This window comes from Ruminococcus sp. (assembly GCF_019423705.1).
Lineage (GTDB): Bacteria > Bacillota > Clostridia > Oscillospirales > Ruminococcaceae > Hominimerdicola.
On record NZ_JAHZAX010000011.1, the window covers coordinates 40113 to 57996 of the forward strand.

Consider the following 17884-nt stretch of genomic DNA (forward strand, 5'->3'; position numbering starts at 1 on the left):
ATTGTATAGAAATTTTGCAGGCATACTGTCGTATGTCAAGAAATTTCTGTGCAATATGGCGGAAAATCTGCAAGCAGATTGCGTGCAAAGCCGCTAGGCGTGCCTTGTGCGGTGCTGCCTTAATACTATGGCATATAAAAATCTGAACTTTCTGCTGCTGTCAAGCTCATCGGGCAAAGCTTTTTACAACGCCCTGCCCGATGATATCAAGGTGGAGCTTCAAGAGCAACCTGACCATATCCACACCCTTTTTCAGCTTCACCAGCAGGCTGACGTGCTTTCACATTACGGGAAGCTTTTGTAGGTTTCACACATTGTTTCATATCGCTAATTGTGCATATTTGTGCTGTCATACGAAATTTATCGGCAAAGCTTTTTGACACTTGAAAAAATTTTTGACTGTGTTATAATAGTATCAGTTAGCATATGCTAACTATTTGACCACGGACGGAGGAATTATTATGACAAAAATTACAGTAAAAATAGACGGAATGATGTGCGGAATGTGCGAATCCCATATGAACGACACTTTCAGACAGAGCTTTAATCCTAAGAAGGTGACATCTTCCCACACAAAGGGTGAGACCGTTGTCATCACCGAGAACGATATCCCCGATGAAAAACTCAAGGAAGCCGTTGAAAAGACTGGCTATACCTTCATTTCAGCTTCAAGAGAGCCATACGAAAAGAAGGGCTTTTTCGCACGCTTCAAAGGATAAAATACCCTAAATACAATGTTCACAAATTTTGCTTAATATTCCCTTGAACGCCGACCGAATGTGTGATATAATGACATTAATATCATTTTTTCGGGAGGAAAAGTTATGAATTTTCTTGAAGAGCGTATTCAGAAAGACGGCGTCGTTAAGCCCGGCAACGTTTTAAAGGTGGACAGCTTCCTTAATCATCAGATGGACATTCATCTTCTTGATGAAATGGGCAAAGAGTTCAAGAGACGTTTTGCCGATAAGCAGGTGGACAAGGTGCTGACCGTTGAGGCTTCGGGTATCGCTATCGCCTGCTTTGCCGCAAGATATTTTGACGTGCCTGTTGTTTTCGCAAAGAAGTCAAAGAGCGTAAATCTTGACGGCGAAATGTACATTGCCGAGGTGGAGTCATTCACACACAAGTGTACAAATCAGGTCATCGTTTCAAAGAAGTTTCTTAATAAGGGCGAGCACGTTCTCATCGTGGACGATTTTCTTGCAAACGGCTGCGCTTTGCAGGGTCTTATCTCTATCGTGACCGAGGCCGAGGCTGAGGTATCGGGTATCGGTATCGCCATTGAAAAGGGCTTCCAGCCGGGCGGCAAGATCATAAGAAATCTTGGCTACGATCTCCAGTCCCTCGCTATCGTTGACGCAATGGACGCCGAGACAGGCAAGATAACTTTCAGGGAGCAGAACGTATAATTTTCCCATTTTGATACAATGCGGCAACGCAAAAGACCCCCGAGGATATCCCCGAGGGTCTTATTTTTATGCTCAAATTTGGCTTTAATTATCCCTGCTGTTTTCCGCAAGCAGATAGTTTTTCACGTTCCAAAGCTTCTGCGAAAGGTCAACATAATATGTGTGCGGATTTTCAAAACGGGTTATCTCATCCCAAAGTGTGCCGATCTCCTCTGCGGCATATGCCACGATATCGTCAAAGGTCGGCTTATTGTAAACGCACTCGCCGTTTTTGAATATGGGCACTTGAAGCTCTCTCGCCTCAAAGCTGTTGATAGCCTTCTTTTTCCAAGTAAATTGTGGGTCAAACAGCGTCAGCGGCTTGCTTTCGTCAAGCTTTTCATCGTGAACGCAAAGCAGGTCGGCAACAGCCTTGTGATTTTCCTTATCGTAAATGCGGTAAAGCTTCTTGAAATGCGGCGTTGTTATCTTGGCAACATTTTCCGATATCTTTATCTTCGGCTCGATATTTCCGTCCTCGTCCTCAACGGCAACAAGCTTGTAAACGCCGCCGAAAACAGGCTCGCTCTTGGCTGTGATAAGTCTTTCGCCAACGCCGAACATATCCACCTTTGCGCCTTGGTAGATCATATCTCTGATAAGATACTCGTCAAGGGCGTTTGAAGCACATATCTTGCAGTCGGGATAGCCCGCTTCATCAAGCATTTTTCTTGCTTTTTTGGAAAGATAAGTTATATCGCCCGAGTCAATTCTAATGCCAACAGGACGGCAGCCCATAGGCTTTAGCACCTCGTCAAATGCTTTGATAGCGTTAGGCACACCGCTTTTGAGCACGTTATAAGTGTCGACCAGCAGCACGGCGCCCTTTGGATAGCACTTGCAGTAGGTCTTGAAAGCCTCAAGCTCGCTGTCGAACATCTGCACCCAAGAATGTGCCATTGTGCCTGTGGCATTGAAGCCGAATATCTGATCTGTGACTGTGCAGGCCGTACCCGTGCAGCCGCCGATACCGGCCGCTCTTGCGCCAAGGATAGCAGCGTCAGCACCGTGAGCACGTCTTGAACCGAACTCCGATACCGCTCTGCCCTGCGCCGCTCTGACGATACGATTGGCCTTTGTGGCGATAAGGGTCTGATGATTTATGCAAAGCAGCAGATAAGTTTCAACAAGCTGCGCCTGCACCGCCGGTGCTCTGACTGTGATGATAGGCTCGTTGGGGAACACGACAGTTCCCTCGGGCACGGCGTAGATATCCCCCGTGAAGCGGAAATCCTTCAAAAACTCCAGGAAGCCCTCGTCAAAAATGCCCTTTGAGCGCAAAAATTCGATATCTTCTTCATCAAAGTGGAGATTCTCTATATAGTCTATGACCTGCTCGAGACCGCAAGCGATAGCAAAGCCGCCGCCGTCGGGTATCTGTCTGAAAAAGAGATCAAAATATGATATCTTGTCCTGCATTCCGCTGACAAAATAGCCGTTGCCCATTGTGAGCTCGTAAAAATCGCAAAGCATTGTGTAATTTATCTGTTTCATTTTTCAAATATCGCTCCTTTGCTCGATGTGAAATTAAGTGCGGTTACAATATCGGGCGACCACAGATCGTTTCTGACAGTAAGATAACGATAAGCGTTCGCCCGTTGTGTTTTTAATAAAATTAGTTTAAAGCGCAAACTTCTTTGAATACTCCGAGATCATCTGCTCGTAATCGTCCGGGCCGTTTTTGTGGAGCTTGTCAAGATATTCGTGCTTTTTAAGGCTGCTGTACTTCTCCTGATTTGCGATAAGATATACCGCAATGTTGGAGCAATGGTCGGATATCCTTTCAACATTAGTGAGGATATCAAGGAAGTTGACGCCTGTTTCGATGTTGCAAAGGCCGTTTTTCGCTCTGTCGATATGAACAGCTTTGAGCTCTTCGACCAGCCTATCAACAACTTCTTCAAGGGGCTCGACCTCTCTGAGGGTCTCCATATCCCCTGTTTTCGTCGCCTTTATCGCAAGGCCTATTATCTCCTGTATTGCGTCGCAGACCACGTTGAGTTCGTGGGTCGCCTGCTCCGAGAAGCCTATTTCCTTTTCATAAAGTGTGTCGGCGGTCTCGTTGATGTTGATAGTGTAATCGCCGATACGCTCGTACTCTGAGATAAGGTGGAAGAGGGCTGTAACAGTTCTCGACTCGTCCTCGTTAAGTCCACAGTCGTTGAGCTTGATAAGATAAGAACCAACTCTGTCCTCAAGCCTGTCGATAAGATCTTCACGCTCTTTTATCTTGTCAATGGCCTTGAGATCGTACTTTGTGAAGAGACCTCTTACAGCGATGAAATTCTTCTGCGCCAGCACGCCCATCTGCACAACGGCCTCAGTTGCCTGTGCGATAGCAACGTTTGGTGTAACGAGAAATCTGTCGTCGAGAAGGTCTTCCTTTGTGAAAGTATCGTCCTCTTCTGCGTTCTTCTTGTCTCTGATAGTCCATACTGCAAGCTTTTCAAGAATGGTATAGAATGGCAGGAACAAGATAGTTACAACAACGTTGAAGATAGTGTGGAAGTTCGCAATGCTTCCCGTGTCAAAATTGCTGTTCCAGAACGGCAGGCCGATAGTATACTGAATGATATACACGCCGATAAGGAAAATTATAGTACCGATAAGATTGAAATAGAAGTGTATCATAGCCGCTCTCTTTGCGTTCTTTGAAGCGCCGATACTGGAGATAAGCGGTGTTGCGCAGGTGCCGATATTCGTTCCCATTATGATAGGAAAAGCTGAAGCGAAGGTTATTGCGCCCGAAACGGAAAGCGCCTGCAAGATACCGACAGAAGCCGCCGAGGACTGGATTATCGCCGTAAATACTGCGCCAACAAGCACGCCCAAGATCGGGTTCTTGAGCACAGCGAAAAGCTGCTCGAACTGCGGCAGTTCAGCCAGCGGAGCGATCTTTTCCTGCATAAGTATCATTCCCGTGAAGAGGATACCTATACCCATCATGATCTCGCCAATATTTTTGGTCTTGTTCTTCTTGCCCACCATAATGATAAGCAGGCCGATAACTATAAGAATAGATGAGAAGTTTGAAGGCTTGCACAACTGCAAAAGCGCAGGGCCGCTGCTGTCGCCCTCAAGGTGGGTCAGTCGCAATATCTGCGTGGTCATCGTTGTGCCGATGTTGGCGCCCATAATGATGCCCACAGCGCCCTTGAGTTTCAGAAGACCTGCGTTTACAAGTCCCACCACGATAACTGTTGTCGCCGATGAGGACTGAACAGCTGCCGTAACCAGCGCACCGAACAGTATTCCCGAAAACACGTTGCCTGTCATTTTCGCAAGGACTTTCTCCATAAGTCCGCCCGAAGCCTTTTCAAGACCCGAGCTGAGTATCGTCATTCCATAGAGAAACAGACCAAGTCCGCCTGCCATTCCGATGATATTAAATACGCTCAAAATTTTTTCATTCCTTTGCTTGATTTCCTTACTGTCATTGCTAAAACTATATCCAAATATTGACTCTACGCTATTTTTACATACGCATATTTATATTTTACAATATTTATTTGAATTTTACATTAAATAAAATAAAACAAAGTCAAAGCCTTCATAAAAATTTATGAGACTTTGACTTTGTATTTTTACTTTTTGCCAGCTACCACAAGTCTGTTCATTGCTCTTCTGAGTTTTTGCTCTGCTCGCTCGAACTCCTTCTGGCTTGCATTTTCCTTGATCTTGCGCTCCGCCTCAGCCTTAGCACGCTCGGCTCTTGCCACGTCGATCTCGTCAGCCCATTCAACGGCCGATGTCACCACAGTCACGCCCTCGGCAGACACCTTGATAAGCCCTCCCGAGATAGCTGCGGTCTTGAACTGGCCGTCAAGCTTTATCTGAAAAGGAGATGATACGATATTTGCCACATAGGGAGCGTGTCCTGCAAGTATGCCAATATTGCCCGAGGCAGTTCTTGCGATGATCTGCTCGGTCTCTCCCTCAAAAAAAGTCTTTTCAGGTGTGATTATCTTTAATTTGAAAGGCGTCATAATATCTCTCCATAAACTAGCTTATTCTTCGCTTTCGGAAATAGCCTTAGCCTTCTCCACAGCCTCGTCGATAGTTCCCACGAAGAGGAATGCAGACTCAGGCAGGTCGTCGTGCTTGCCCTCGATTATTTCCTTAAAGCCTCTGATAGTTTCCTTGATAGGCACATACTTGCCCTTCATACCTGTAAACTGTTCTGCAACAGAGAAAGGCTGAGAAAGGAAACGCTGTATCTTTCTTGCTCTCGATACCGTGAGCTTATCCTCGTCAGAAAGCTCGTCCATACCCATAATTGCGATGATATCCTGAAGCTCAACATATCTTTGCAGGATAGACTGCACCTGTCTTGCCACCTGATAATGCTCATTGCCCACGATCTCCGGTGTGAGTATCCTAGAGTTTGACTCCAGCGGGTCAACGGCAGGATAGATACCAAGAGATGAAATGCTTCTTGAAAGCACAGTTGTGGCGTCAAGGTGAGCGAATGTCGTTGCAGGGGCAGGGTCGGTCAAGTCGTCCGCAGGGACATAAACTGCCTGCACGGAAGTGATAGAGCCCTTTGTGGTGGAAGTGATACGCTCCTGCAACTGACCCATTTCAGTTGCAAGGGTCGGCTGATAACCAACAGCGGAAGGCATTCTGCCCAGCAGCGCCGAAACCTCCGAACCTGCCTGCGTGAATCTGAAAATGTTGTCGATAAAGAGCAGCACGTCCTGATGCTCAACGTCTCTGAAATACTCAGCCATTGTCAGACCGGAAAGAGCAACTCTCATTCTTGCTCCCGGCGGTTCGTTCATCTGACCATACACAAGGACGGTCTTGTCGATAACGCCCGACTCTTTCATTTCATAGTAAAGGTCGTTGCCCTCACGGGTACGCTCTCCAACGCCTGTGAATACAGAGATACCGCCGTGCTGATTGGCAACGTTATTGATAAGCTCCTGTATAAGCACTGTTTTGCCAACGCCTGCACCACCGAAAAGTCCGATCTTACCGCCCTTGAGGTATGGTGCGATAAGGTCGATTACCTTGATACCTGTTTCAAGTATCTCGTTTGAAGCGGACTGCTCCTCATATGTCGGAGGCTCTCTGTGTATCTCCCAGCGCTCTTTTGTTTCAGGCGCAGGCAGATTGTCAACAGGTTCGCCGAGAAGATTGAACATTCTCGAAAGGGTCTCCTTACCAACAGGCACAGAGATCGCTTTGCCTGTGTCAACGGCGTCGATACCTCTCACAAGTCCATCTGTGGAGCTCATAGCGATACATCTTACAACGTCGTCGCCGATATGCTGAGCCACCTCGACCACAAGCTTTTCGCCGTTATTATCTATTTCTACTGCATTGAGCAGGTCGGGCAGGTGATCCTTTTGAAAGCGGATATCAACGACCGCTCCCACGATCTGGACTACCTTGCCTATATTATTGCCTTCCATTTATTTACCACCTTTCAGAAAGGGATACTATCTTCCGATAGAAGCCGAGCTGATCTCAGTCAGCTCTTGAGTTATCTGAGCCTGTCTTGCTCTGTTATAAAGCAGCGACAAGCTGTCTATCATTTCTCCTGCGTTGTCCGTTGCCGATTCCATAGCTGTACGTCTTGCGGCCTGTTCGGAAGCATAGCTGTCAACTATCGCAGAATAGAGCATACCACCGATATACTGGGGTATCATCTGGTCAAAGACCTCCTCTGGCGAGGGGTCGTATATAGTCGAATGGTGCTTTCTGCCACCAAGCTTGTCAAGATCTTCAACAGGAAGTATCTGCAAGCTGCAAGGCTCTTGCGTCAGCGCCGAAACGAAAGTGGTATACACAAGTTCCACCTTATCGTAATCCCCGTGACGGAAGCCTGCGATTATCTCCTCAGCCATATCCATAACGATATCGGCGTCAATGCCCTCGGCGATCTGCGGATATTTTCCCGAAAGGACGTAATCACGCTTTTCAAAGAACTCCACAGCCTTTTTGCCCACAGCCATTATCCTAAGCTCGCCCCCAGAAGCCAGCACCTCGTCAGCCTTTGCCTTTGCCATTTTCAGCACATTGGAATTAAATCCGCCTGCAAGGCCTCTGTCGCCAGCCACAACGATAAGCAAAGTGGAATTGAGAAACTTTTTCTTTGTATAGACCGAACTGAACGTTCCGTCGCAGGAAATATCGCACATAGTCTTGAAAAGCGTTTCAAAGAAAGGCTGCACCGCCACCGCTTTTTCCTTTGCACGTCTCAGCTTCGATGAAGCCACGAGCTGCATAGCCTTTGTTATCTGCATAGTGCTCTCAACGCTCTTGATACGCCTTTTGACGTCCTTCATATTAGCTGTTGCCATAGCTTTATGCGCTCCTTATCTGCTTTATCTGCTCTGAACGAATTTCTTGGAATATTCCGTAAGAACTTCCTTTATCGCCTGCTCGTTCTCCTTTGTAAGCTCCCCTGTTTCCCTTATCGACGAGAAAATATCGGGGTGAGTTTCCTCGATGTAGGTGAACAGGTCTTTTTCATACTCGGCGATATCTTCAACGGCTATCGCTTTGAGGTAATTGTTTACAACTGCATAGATGATAACGACCTGCTTTTCAACGTCCAGCGGTGAAGTCTTGCCCTGCTTGAGGACTTCAACGATACGCTCGCCCTGCGCAAGTCTTTCCTTTGTATCCTTATCGAGGTCTGAACCGAACTGTGAGAATGACTGCAGCTCTCTATACTGAGAATACAGCAATTTCAGCGAGCCTGAAACCTTTTTCATAGCCTTGATCTGCGCCGAGCCGCCTACACGGGATACGGAGATACCGGGGTTTACCGCCGGTCTAACGCCCGAGAAGAACAGTTCCGATTCAAGGAATATCTGACCGTCGGTGATAGAGATAACGTTTGTCGGGATATAAGCCGAAACGTCGCCTGCCTGCGTCTCGATGATAGGCAGAGCCGTTATGGAACCACCGCCGTAATCTTTGTTAAGGCAGCAGGCTCTCTCCAAAAGTCTTGAATGGAGATAAAATACATCGCCCGGATAAGCCTCTCGTCCTGTCGGTCTTTGAAGCAGCAACGACATCGTTCTGTAAGCGACAGCGTGCTTTGAAAGGTCGTCATAAACGCATAGCACGTCCTTGCCCTTGAGCATAAAATACTCCGCCATAGCAACGCCTGCATATGGTGCGATATACTGCAAAGGCGCCATTTCAGAAGCCGTTGCGGACACAACGATAGAATAATCCATTGCGCCGTGCTTTGAAAGTGTATCGACCACATTCGCAACAGTTGACTGCTTCTGTCCTATTGCCACATATATACAAATTACATCTTTGCCCTTCTGATTGATGATAGTATCGAGGGCGATAGAAGTTTTACCCGTTTGTCTGTCGCCGATAATAAGCTCACGCTGACCTCTTCCTATCGGTATCATCGAGTCGATAGCTTTGATACCTGTCTGGAGCGGTCTGTTTACCGACTGTCTTGTAATAATACCGAAAGCCGGGCTTTCAACAGGGCGTGTTTCGGTGGTGAGCACAGCTCCCCTGCCGTCGATAGGCGCACCGAGGGCGTTTACAACTCTTCCGAGAAGCGCCTCGCCAACAGGCACAGAAACTATCCTGCCCGTTCTTTTAACGCCCGAACCTTCCTTTATACCGTCCTCAGAGCCGAGAAGCACGCAGCCGACAAAGTCCTGCTCGAGGTTCATTGCCATACCGTATGTTCCGTTGGAAAATTCAAGAAGTTCGCCCGACATACACTTATCGAGGCCGTGAACTCTTGAAATTCCGTCGCCGACGGTGCAGACCGTTCCCACGTCGTCAAGCTCCAGCTTGCTGCGGTAATCCTTGATCTGCTGTTTTATCAAGCCTGTTATTTCATCAGGACGTAATTTCATCTTAAAATACCGTTCCTTTCCTATGCAATGACGCCGTCGATCTGAGCCTTGATACGGTCAAGCTTGGTCTTGACGCTCTGATCTATCTCAGTATCGGAATATCTCAGCACGATACCGCCGAGGAGGGACTTATCTATCTTTTCGATAAGCACGACCTTTGCCCCCGACACCGCCTCGAGCTTTGCGATAAGCTTGTCTCTCAGCCTGTCGCTAAGCGGCGCAACAGTCACCGCCGTGACCTCAAGGATATTCATATGCTTATTATAAAGCGCCTTGAAGTTCTCCGTGATCTGCGGCAGATATTTTATCCTGCCCTTTGAACTGAGCAGGCAGAGAAAATTCAGCGTAAGAGTGTTCACCCTGCCCTGAAATATCTTTTCAAGTGCGCTGTTCTTTTCATCTTCCGAAACAAGGGGCGAAGCCAGCAGCTCCACAAAATCCTCCTGCTCGGGTGAGAAAATGATATCCTTTATCTGACCCAGCTCGGGATACACCGCTTCAAGGCAGTTTTCCTCAAGGCAGGCTTGAAAAAGAGCTGTGCCGTAAATATTTTCAACGCTGTCAGCCATTATATCTCTCCCACATTATCAATGAACTTTTCGATAAGGCGTTCGTTATCCTCGCCTGTCATATCCTTTTCAACAACAGCCGCTGCCGCAGAGAAAGCGATATCTGTGATCTCGTCCTTGATCTGATTGACGGCGATCTTCTTTTCTCTTTCGATCTCTCTCTGAGCATTGTCCACAAGGCCTTTGGCTTCCGTTCTTGCGTCGTTTATGATCTCGTCAGAACGCTGCTGAGCCTTCTTTGTGGCTGCCTGTATTATCTGGGCGGATTCTTCCTTTGCTCCGCTCAGTCTGCTGTCATATTCCGCTTCAAGCTTGAGGGCGTTTTCCTTTGCCTCGTCAGCCTGCTTATAAGTCTGTGCCACCTCGTCTTTTCTGCTCTGTATCACTTTATTGACCTTATCGAACAGAAAATGTTTGAGTATCAGAAACAGTATAAGGGAATTGAGCAGAGTTGCGATTATCGTTGTGGGGCTTACGGAAAGAAACTCCGTTACATCTCCCGCTGCCAATACCATTTATGCGTACCTCCTCTCCGCAGTTATGCGAAGTAAATCTTAAAGTTTGCCTATAAATGGGTTAGCGAACAGAAGGATAAGTGCAACGACGAATGCGTAGATACCTGTTGACTCAGCCATAGCAACGCCGATGAACATTGTTCTTGTGCAGTCGCCCTTAGCTTCCGGCTGTCTTGCGATAGCTTCGATAGTCTTGCCTACTGCGTAGCCTTCACCGATACCAGGTCCGATACCTGCGATCATTGCAAGTCCTGCACCGATTGCTGAACAGCCCAAAAGAATAGCCTTTTCCATAATAATTGACCTCCAAAAATTACTTTATCATTTTCATTATTGACAGACCGCTTTAGCAGTCATTCTTACAAAATTAATCAGTCTCAGCCGCTGCGCCAACGTTTACCATTGTGAGCATTGCGAAGATATACGCCTGTATACAGCCTGAGAACAGGTCGAAATAGATACTGAGCACCGCAGGGATACCCACTTGGAACACGCTGAAAGCGATTGAACCTGCTTCAAAAGTGAGACCCAAAGCGCTTGAAAGCGAGCCGAGAGCGCCGTAAAGCAGACCTGTTATTACCATACCGCCTGCAACGTTACCGAAAAGACGGAACGCCATTGAGGCAGGCGTTGCCACCTCGCCGATGATATTCAGCGGCAGGATAAATGCAACAGGCTGAGCAAAGCTTTTGAAATATCCGCCGACGCCGTTTGCTTTTATCTTGTTGTATGTTATGAGCACGAAAGTCATAAGCGCCCAAGTGGCTGTAACGTTGATATCGGCGGTCATTGATCTGAGACCCAGCAAGCTGATAAGAGCGCCCAGCACGGCATATACTAACAGCATACCGATATATGGTGCATACTTCATCATTTTTTCGCCCATATTGTCACGAACCATATTGTTGACGAAATTGACGAACATTTCCGCCACCACCTGCCGCTTTTTCTCTGGCACTTTTTTCATATCGTGGGTGAGCCACAAACAAAGAATAAGCACCGCCACGATTATGAGCCAGCCCATAACGACAGTTTCGGTGAACTGAAGTCCGAAAACTTCAAAGACGACCTTCGGGCCGTTTCCTATATCAGTCATTTGATCTATCCCTTCTTTCCGACGCCTGCAAAGCGCACAGTATCAGCCGTGGAAAAAACTGCGGCAGGAGCACTCCCACAGCACCCAGCAGCCCTGTGAGCATAGCAGCCGCACAAAGCACAAACAATCCCGCATATCTAACGACATAGCAGCTGAGCATAGACTTTTTCGCCTTATCAGCGCTAAGCTCCACAGCCCTTTCGCACGTTCTGCCGAGATACCACATACAAAGGCACATATAGCCATACCCCACCGCAAAGCCCAGCAAATCTTTGAGCTGAAAGCCCCAAATAAGGGTCACGCACCAGCAGACGGTGGTCATCACGGCGGCGCAGCGGTATATTTTTTTCAGCAGCGGCTTGACTGTATCAAATTCAGCGCCGTGGTTATCCATTGCACGCAACCTTTCTTTTTTTTAAGTCAATATGTTGCATAATCTGCCCCAGCCTTAAAAAAATCGTCAAAAAATAATAAAAAAATCATTAAACACATTATAACACACAAATTCCCGATTTTAAAGTACCGCAGGCGACTTATAACAATATTTTTACATCATATTAATATTTGCATAACATAATAATTATAATTTCGCTAATTTTTTGACCGCATTAATATTTTATCAATAATCAATTATTGATTTAAAGCATAGTTTATCAATAGTCATAACTTTTCTGCCATAAAAAAGCAAAAAGCGGACTGAGAGGCAGCGAATAAAATCTGCCCCAGCAGTCCGCAGAGGGGGTTGCAATTATCTCAGCAGGTCGTCCACAACGCTTTCGGCTGTGCTGACAGTATCGCCGATGATCTCCGCACCGCCGCTGACAGTATCCTTGACGCCGTCCTCCACTCTGCTCATAAGGGTATTGCTGTCGTCCTTGTTCATTGATGAGGTTGACGCCTTTGAAGTTGTGGTGGCAGACGACTCGCCCATTGATGAGCTTTCGTCTGTATTTCTCGAACAGCCTGCCAGCAGAACGCCGCAAAGCCCAAGGCTCACGACCATTGTTATCAACTTTTTCATAGCCAATTTTCCTTTCGATATAATTTCTGCCAACTTTGTTGACTAAAGATATTATGGCTACATCTTTTATATTTATTCATTTCTTTTTTATTCGCACAGGGCGTTTTAGTGAGGAATTAAGAATTAGGAATTAGGAATGTCGGTATCGCCTGCGGCGATTATTCTTTTGCTACTACCTTCGGTCGCTTTTTTGCACAAAAAAACAGAAGACCTTTCGATCTCCTGTCATTGAACTCTTATTAATAGAATCTGTTCTTTGCTTTTCTAATTACAAAGAATACAACGCCTGCGACTACGATAACTACTACTACGATGACGATTATCATAACCGGGCTTACACCGCCGGACTCTGCCTTATCGGCTGTGCTTGAGCTGTCAAGGCCGTTGGACTTAGGCTGAACTTTCAGACCCTGCACGATCTCCTGTGCCTTTGCGTTCTCGTTATAACCGTCCATATTCTTTACCTGAAGGTCTCCGCCCGACTCTTCGAGAGGTGTGCTGATAACGATATTGTCAACGTAAAGCACGTCAGTTTTTGCCATTTGCTTTATAACAGGCACTTCAAAAACAAACTTTGTTGCGCCGCACTTTTCCGGAACGGACACGATAGCGTTTGCGTACTGTGTAACGTTATCGCTCTCATTTGTGTTTATCTTGAGCTGAACACCTGTGCTTGTAACTCTCTTGTATTCCTCTGTACAAGGGAAAGCGAAAACCGAATCACCCACAAGCTTGCCCTCGGCGTCTTGGTTGATACGATACTTGAAGCTGAACATACAGCCGTCAAAACAAGTCAAACCAAAGTCGGCTGCGTCAAGCTCAACGCCCATTGTGAGGTAAGGTGCGTCCTCGACGTCAGAACCAGGGTAAACAAGATTACCGTTCGAATCTCTGATAAGCGTTGAATATGTGCAGAAATCTGAGATATCCTGCGGCTGCTCGGCTGAGATCTTCAGCGTTGCGCCTTGATAAGCGTAAGTTTTTTCCTGCGATACTGAAATGTTTATCTTCTCGCCGTCCGGAGTAGCTTTCACGAAGCTCTTGACATCCTTATCGAAAGACAAAGTCGGAGCTTCGGTATCAAGTGTCAGATACTTATAATCTGCGCTGAACTCGGGGATCTCCGTTTCCTCGTCAGCATATACGGGCATTACCACCGCAGCGCCAAGCACCATTGCGGCTGAGAACAAGCCCAAAATTCTCTGAAATCTCATTGATATTTCCTCCCAATCACAAAGCTGTCCGAATATCTCCCGACAGCCACATCATAATCTTTTAATATTTTACACCATATTAACAAAAATGTCAAGCCATTTGTATACTCTTTCATAATTTGTAACCAACTTGTAAACGTTTTCAGCTATCGTGAGGCGGCTTTATAGTGTATGCTGATGGTCATATTGATGTTACAAATGACCACAAAGGCGACAATATTGCCATTCTATCGCACAAGCGGAAAAGAAAAAAGGGCGACCCAAGGTCGCCCCTACATTATCGTGTCAACATCAAAGTGAAATTCAGAATAACCAAGTACGTTTTACCGCCAGTCATTCCTCACTCCTAACTCCTCACTATTCAATGCCCAAGAACTCAAGGTACTGCTTGTCAGGCATTGTCGTAACGGAGGTCGAGCGCAAGTCGTCGGCGTCGGAAAGTCTGTATTGCACCTTCAAAATGCCGTCTTCTTCTACCCAGCCAACGTCCGGAACTGTGCCTCTGATACCCTTGTTGGAGATAGTTTTCTTGATACCCTTCTGCTTGAGAGTGAAGAATTTCAGCTCGATATCTTCGTTGTATGGCAAAACGCAGATCTTAACTGCGCCCTTGTCGCTGTCCTTTACGTCGTAAAGAACTATCTGATATCTGCCGTCCGGCGAGATAGTGTTCTCGTCTGAGGTCACTTCTGTAAGCTTCTTGAAATTATCTCTGTAAAGTGCGTAAACGCTGGTGCTGGTGTCAAGATCAGCATTGAGAACAGTCTCGGTGGAAGTTCCGCCGAAAAGAATGTTCAGCACAAAGTATGCAACTATTCCCAACACATACATAAGCAGGTAAATAGTACCCATTACTACCTTTACATTCTCGCCCGTTCCTGCTGCAAAGAAGATTATCACGGCGACCACGAACGGCGGCACGATAAGCACCCAGTCGCCCATATTGAACAATATCAAACAGAACACCACGGGCAGCATAAAAATGCTTATTATCCTCGTCATGATCTCACGCCTTGAGAAAAGCATAAGTCCGAGAAATACCACGCTGAGTATTACATATACTGTAAAAAACGATTTTTCTCTGCCTGCCGCAAATTCCAGATCATAAAGGAAAGTTGCCGCTGTCAGCAGGAATATTACTGCAAAATATGCGAGGTTGAAAACGGAGACCGCTCTCTTCACCCACACATTGGAAAGAATATCCTTCATTTTTAGTCCTCCTACGACACATCTATTCTTTTATTTTACACGAAATCCAACAAAAAATCAAGAGCTTTTCTATTTTTTTATTTTTTAACCGCTCTTTGTCATTTAACAAATCGTAAACGATAAGCGAACTATCAGTTAAGTATTATCTCTTCGCCGCCTGTCAGCCCCGAAAGTATCTCAACATTGTCGTTGTCCTCGATACCAAGCTCAACGTCCTGCTCTATCTTCACGCCGTCGACAAGCAGATTGACGTATGTGCGGTTATCAAGATTTTTCACGGCCTTTTGCGGCACAATGACTGTGTCAAGACGTGAATAAACGTTGAAAACTATCTCGATATTGCCAAGCTCAAGAGCGGTTTCATCGGTGCCCTCATCAGGGGTGATAACGTATGTATACGCCGAAAAATCGCCGCTTTCGGTGTAGATTATATCCGTGACAGTTCCGCCGAAAGTACTCGCACCCTGCACAATGTTTACGGACGTGCCGAAATTCACGTTGTTGAGGGCGTTGTCATATACGGAAGCGCAAAGATATTTCTGGGACTTATCGGAAGTATAGCCAAGCACTTCGCCCTTGTTCACGGGGGTGTATAAATTCAGCTCTCGACCGTGTCTGTCAGCAAATGTAAATTCACCGTCACAGGGAGCATAAACGTTATAATCGTCCAGCGAACCCACCAGCTTGTCATATTTTAACTGCTCTATCTGCAAGTCATATTGCGCAAGCTGTATCTCGCTGTAATCTGCGTCATTGGACTGCAAGGTGGCAACTGTTGACTTCGCCTGCTCAAGCCTTATCTCCTCTTCGTCTATCTGCTCTTGCAGGTCGTCAGAATAGAGGGTACAAAGCAGGTCGCCCTTTTTCACGTCCGCCGGAGACTCCACCTCGATAGACTTTATCTGACCGCTTGCCTTAAATGTGACGGTCTCGCTATAAGGATAGCCATAAACGCCCTCCTGATGATACTCTTGTGAGATATCGCCGACTTCCGCCTTGACTGTCTTGTATGTCATTGATTTTGTTTCAAGTATAGGCACGGCTATCTCGTCCTTTTTCTCCGTTTTTCCGCAGGAGCTGACAGCCATGCACATTGCCGCACTTGTGATCACGGCAAGAATTTTCGCTGATCTTCTTTTAATTTCCATTATAAAATACCTCTCGGTCGCAACATATCTAACCATTTCGGCGGCATAACCCACCACCTTGTATTATACCACCAAAACACGCCGTTTTCAAGCGCAGGCACTTTATATTGTATATCTGCACAACTGAAAACACCGATATTTAGGCACAATGACATCAAAGCTTGTCCATATCTACCACAGCATTTCGCCGATGATAGCGTTTGAAGCAAGAAAGCCTGCCGGGGTAAGGCGGACGATATCGCCGTCAAACTGACAAAGCCCCAGCTTGGCAAAGAGCGCCGCTTTCTTTGAGATGTTCTTCCCAAGCATTTCGCCCCCAAGCTCTGCCGCACGCTTCACGCTTATGCCCTTTGCGAGCCGCAGACCAAGCATAACGTACTCTTCCGCCTTATCGGGGTGATCTTCAAGCAAGACTTTCTCCTGCAACGGTGCTACGATATAGCCCTTTATATCCGCAGGACAGAAATAGCGCTCCCCTTTATAATAGGAATGAGCCGAAGCGCCCAAACCGATATACTCTTCGCCCTGCCAATATTTGAGATTATGCCGTGACTGTCCGCCTTCTTTGGCAAAATTTGATATTTCATACTGGGCAAAGCCCTTATCATCAAGCTGTTTGACTGTCTGCAAATACATATCGCAAAGGGTGTCCTCATCGGCGATGGAATTTCGCACCTCATCGCAGTCAAAGAGCGTTCCCTCTTCTATTTTCAGCATATAGGCTGAGATATGGTCGATAGGCAGGGCTGTAAGCTTGTCAATGCTGTCGGAAAGGCTTTTTGCTGTTTGACCTTTAAGACCCAGCATAATATCGCAGGAGAGCCGTTTGAAGCCGACATCGTGGGCGTTTTGGACGGCTTCGAGAGCCTGTTCAAAGTCGTGGAGTCTGCCTAAAAATTCAAGCTCCCCGTCCTGCGCCGACTGAACGCCGAAAGAGAGCCTTGTAATGCCTGCGGACTTATAATCAGCAAGCTTCTTCCTATCCACAGTACAGGGATTTGCTTCCAGCGTGACCTCCGTATCGCAGAGCTGAACGCTTTCATCAAGGGCGGACATAATGCGCTCCACCTGCTCAGCAGTCATCACAGAGGGCGTACCGCCGCCGAAATAGACGGTGTCAGCCTCTATCCCCTGCCCCTTAAAAGCGTGTATATTGCGGCATAGAGCCTTCACATAGCTCTCCACAGTCTCCGCCGACACTGCCACGGAATAGAAATCACAATAGGGGCATTTTCTTTTACAGAAGGGTATATGGATATAAATTCCTGTCATAATCTATCCTCATTATCATCATCGAAAGCGTTGTCGATATACTTGCCTGTTTGGTCACGATTGCTGCGAAACTTCTCCAAGGCTTTACTAAGCCCGAACCGAGCCGCCCAGACCACATATATACAAAGCAATATAAGCGCCGCATAGAGCAAGAAATACGCCTGTTCTTTAAGGGAGAGCTGGAAATACACAGACCGAGTGGAAAGGCTTTTCGACACGGCAGGGTGAATGATTATATAGCACACCACGCCCAATATGCCCGTATAAGCAAGGCAGCAGGTAATGCCCACAAAGGCTTCCCTAAACCTCAGCGCCGAGAACTTCACGCCCACGAACACCGCCCAAGCCGCCAGCAGCCACAATCCCACCGCCGCCGACACATTGGCATAAGCTTCATACAACAGCGGCAGCAGCACCGCTCCGCTAAGCCCATACACAAGCGAAAGCTTCATAGACTTCTGTATATCCTTCATCATTTCCCTCCTTTTCAATTCGCATAGGACTGGACTGCGGGCAAGTTACATAGTAGCCCGAGGAGCAGA

Annotated in this window: 20 protein-coding genes; 3 read left to right on the plus strand and 17 right to left on the minus strand. The window is 46.8% G+C overall.

The features are described 5' to 3' along the window. Positions 1 to 127: 127 nt before the first annotated feature. The 3 genes from QZ371_RS09835 (at position 128) to QZ371_RS09845 (ending at position 1412) form a co-directional block, all read left to right on the plus strand. Positions 128 to 304: a hypothetical protein gene (locus QZ371_RS09835; RefSeq protein WP_295212029.1), complete on the plus strand. Its 177-nt coding sequence runs from the start codon at positions 128 to 130 to the stop codon at positions 302 to 304. A 157-nt stretch (positions 305 to 461) separates the two neighbouring features. Further along, positions 462 to 719, plus strand: a complete 258-nt coding sequence (locus tag QZ371_RS09840) for a heavy-metal-associated domain-containing protein (protein WP_295212030.1) — start codon at positions 462 to 464, stop codon at positions 717 to 719. Between the two features lie 105 nt (positions 720 to 824). Then, positions 825 to 1412 (plus strand): xanthine phosphoribosyltransferase, encoded by a 588-nt coding sequence (locus QZ371_RS09845; protein WP_295212031.1) that lies wholly within the window; start codon positions 825 to 827, stop codon positions 1410 to 1412. A gap of 84 nt (positions 1413 to 1496) precedes the next feature. On the opposite strand, the gene QZ371_RS09850 is transcribed toward QZ371_RS09845, so the two are convergent. From QZ371_RS09850 to QZ371_RS09930, 17 genes are all read right to left on the minus strand, one after another. Next, positions 1497 to 2945, minus strand: coding sequence for a nicotinate phosphoribosyltransferase (locus QZ371_RS09850; RefSeq protein WP_295212032.1), 1449 nt, complete (start codon positions 2943 to 2945; stop codon positions 1497 to 1499). A 126-nt stretch (positions 2946 to 3071) separates the two neighbouring features. Next, the gene (locus tag QZ371_RS09855) at positions 3072 to 4850 is read right to left on the minus strand and encodes a Na/Pi cotransporter family protein (RefSeq protein ID WP_295212033.1); all 1779 of its coding nucleotides are present in this window, start codon (positions 4848 to 4850) and stop codon (positions 3072 to 3074) included. A gap of 185 nt (positions 4851 to 5035) precedes the next feature. Beyond that, the gene (gene atpC, locus QZ371_RS09860) at positions 5036 to 5437 is read right to left on the minus strand and encodes an ATP synthase F1 subunit epsilon (protein ID WP_295212034.1); all 402 of its coding nucleotides are present in this window, start codon (positions 5435 to 5437) and stop codon (positions 5036 to 5038) included. A 21-nt stretch (positions 5438 to 5458) separates the two neighbouring features. After that, the gene (gene atpD / locus QZ371_RS09865) at positions 5459 to 6868 is read right to left on the minus strand and encodes a F0F1 ATP synthase subunit beta (RefSeq protein ID WP_295212035.1); all 1410 of its coding nucleotides are present in this window, start codon (positions 6866 to 6868) and stop codon (positions 5459 to 5461) included. Between the two features lie 27 nt (positions 6869 to 6895). Continuing rightward, on the minus strand, positions 6896 to 7759 hold the full coding sequence (gene atpG, locus QZ371_RS09870; protein WP_295212037.1) for an ATP synthase F1 subunit gamma: 864 nt from the start codon (positions 7757 to 7759) through the stop codon (positions 6896 to 6898). A gap of 24 nt (positions 7760 to 7783) precedes the next feature. Further along, a complete protein-coding gene (gene atpA, locus QZ371_RS09875) occupies positions 7784 to 9298 on the minus strand; it encodes a F0F1 ATP synthase subunit alpha (protein ID WP_295212039.1) in 1515 nt (504 codons plus the stop codon). A 20-nt stretch (positions 9299 to 9318) separates the two neighbouring features. Then, complete coding sequence (gene atpH / locus QZ371_RS09880; protein ID WP_295212040.1) at positions 9319 to 9867, minus strand: ATP synthase F1 subunit delta; 549 nt, start codon at positions 9865 to 9867, stop codon at positions 9319 to 9321. Then, complete coding sequence (locus QZ371_RS09885; protein WP_295212041.1) at positions 9867 to 10382, minus strand: F0F1 ATP synthase subunit B; 516 nt, start codon at positions 10380 to 10382, stop codon at positions 9867 to 9869. The genes atpH and QZ371_RS09885 overlap by 1 nt, the downstream gene beginning before the upstream one ends. A 39-nt stretch (positions 10383 to 10421) precedes the next feature. Beyond that, positions 10422 to 10676: an ATP synthase F0 subunit C gene (gene atpE / locus QZ371_RS09890; RefSeq protein WP_022288618.1), complete on the minus strand. Its 255-nt coding sequence runs from the start codon at positions 10674 to 10676 to the stop codon at positions 10422 to 10424. Between the two features lie 73 nt (positions 10677 to 10749). Continuing rightward, on the minus strand, positions 10750 to 11478 hold the full coding sequence (locus QZ371_RS09895) for a FoF1 ATP synthase subunit a (RefSeq protein ID WP_295212042.1): 729 nt from the start codon (positions 11476 to 11478) through the stop codon (positions 10750 to 10752). After that, positions 11471 to 11872 carry a hypothetical protein gene (locus QZ371_RS09900; RefSeq protein WP_295212043.1) on the minus strand — a complete coding sequence of 134 codons (402 nt, stop codon included), beginning with the start codon at positions 11870 to 11872 and terminating at the stop codon, positions 11471 to 11473. Before QZ371_RS09900 ends, QZ371_RS09895 begins: the two co-directional genes overlap by 8 nt. A gap of 354 nt (positions 11873 to 12226) precedes the next feature. Next, on the minus strand, positions 12227 to 12499 hold the full coding sequence (locus QZ371_RS09905; protein ID WP_295212044.1) for a hypothetical protein: 273 nt from the start codon (positions 12497 to 12499) through the stop codon (positions 12227 to 12229). A gap of 239 nt (positions 12500 to 12738) precedes the next feature. Further along, entirely contained in the window at positions 12739 to 13713 is a 975-nt protein-coding gene (locus tag QZ371_RS09910) for a hypothetical protein (protein WP_295212045.1), read from the minus strand. A gap of 357 nt (positions 13714 to 14070) precedes the next feature. Further along, positions 14071 to 14922, minus strand: coding sequence for a hypothetical protein (locus QZ371_RS09915; RefSeq protein ID WP_295212046.1), 852 nt, complete (start codon positions 14920 to 14922; stop codon positions 14071 to 14073). Between the two features lie 131 nt (positions 14923 to 15053). Further along, entirely contained in the window at positions 15054 to 16070 is a 1017-nt protein-coding gene (locus QZ371_RS09920) for an HlyD family efflux transporter periplasmic adaptor subunit (protein WP_295212047.1), read from the minus strand. Positions 16071 to 16241: 171 nt separating this feature from the next. Then, on the minus strand, positions 16242 to 17342 hold the full coding sequence (gene hemW, locus QZ371_RS09925) for a radical SAM family heme chaperone HemW (protein WP_295212049.1): 1101 nt from the start codon (positions 17340 to 17342) through the stop codon (positions 16242 to 16244). Then, a complete protein-coding gene (locus QZ371_RS09930; RefSeq protein ID WP_295212050.1) occupies positions 17339 to 17818 on the minus strand; it encodes a hypothetical protein in 480 nt (159 codons plus the stop codon). Before QZ371_RS09930 ends, hemW begins: the two co-directional genes overlap by 4 nt. Positions 17819 to 17884: the final 66 nt, after the last annotated feature.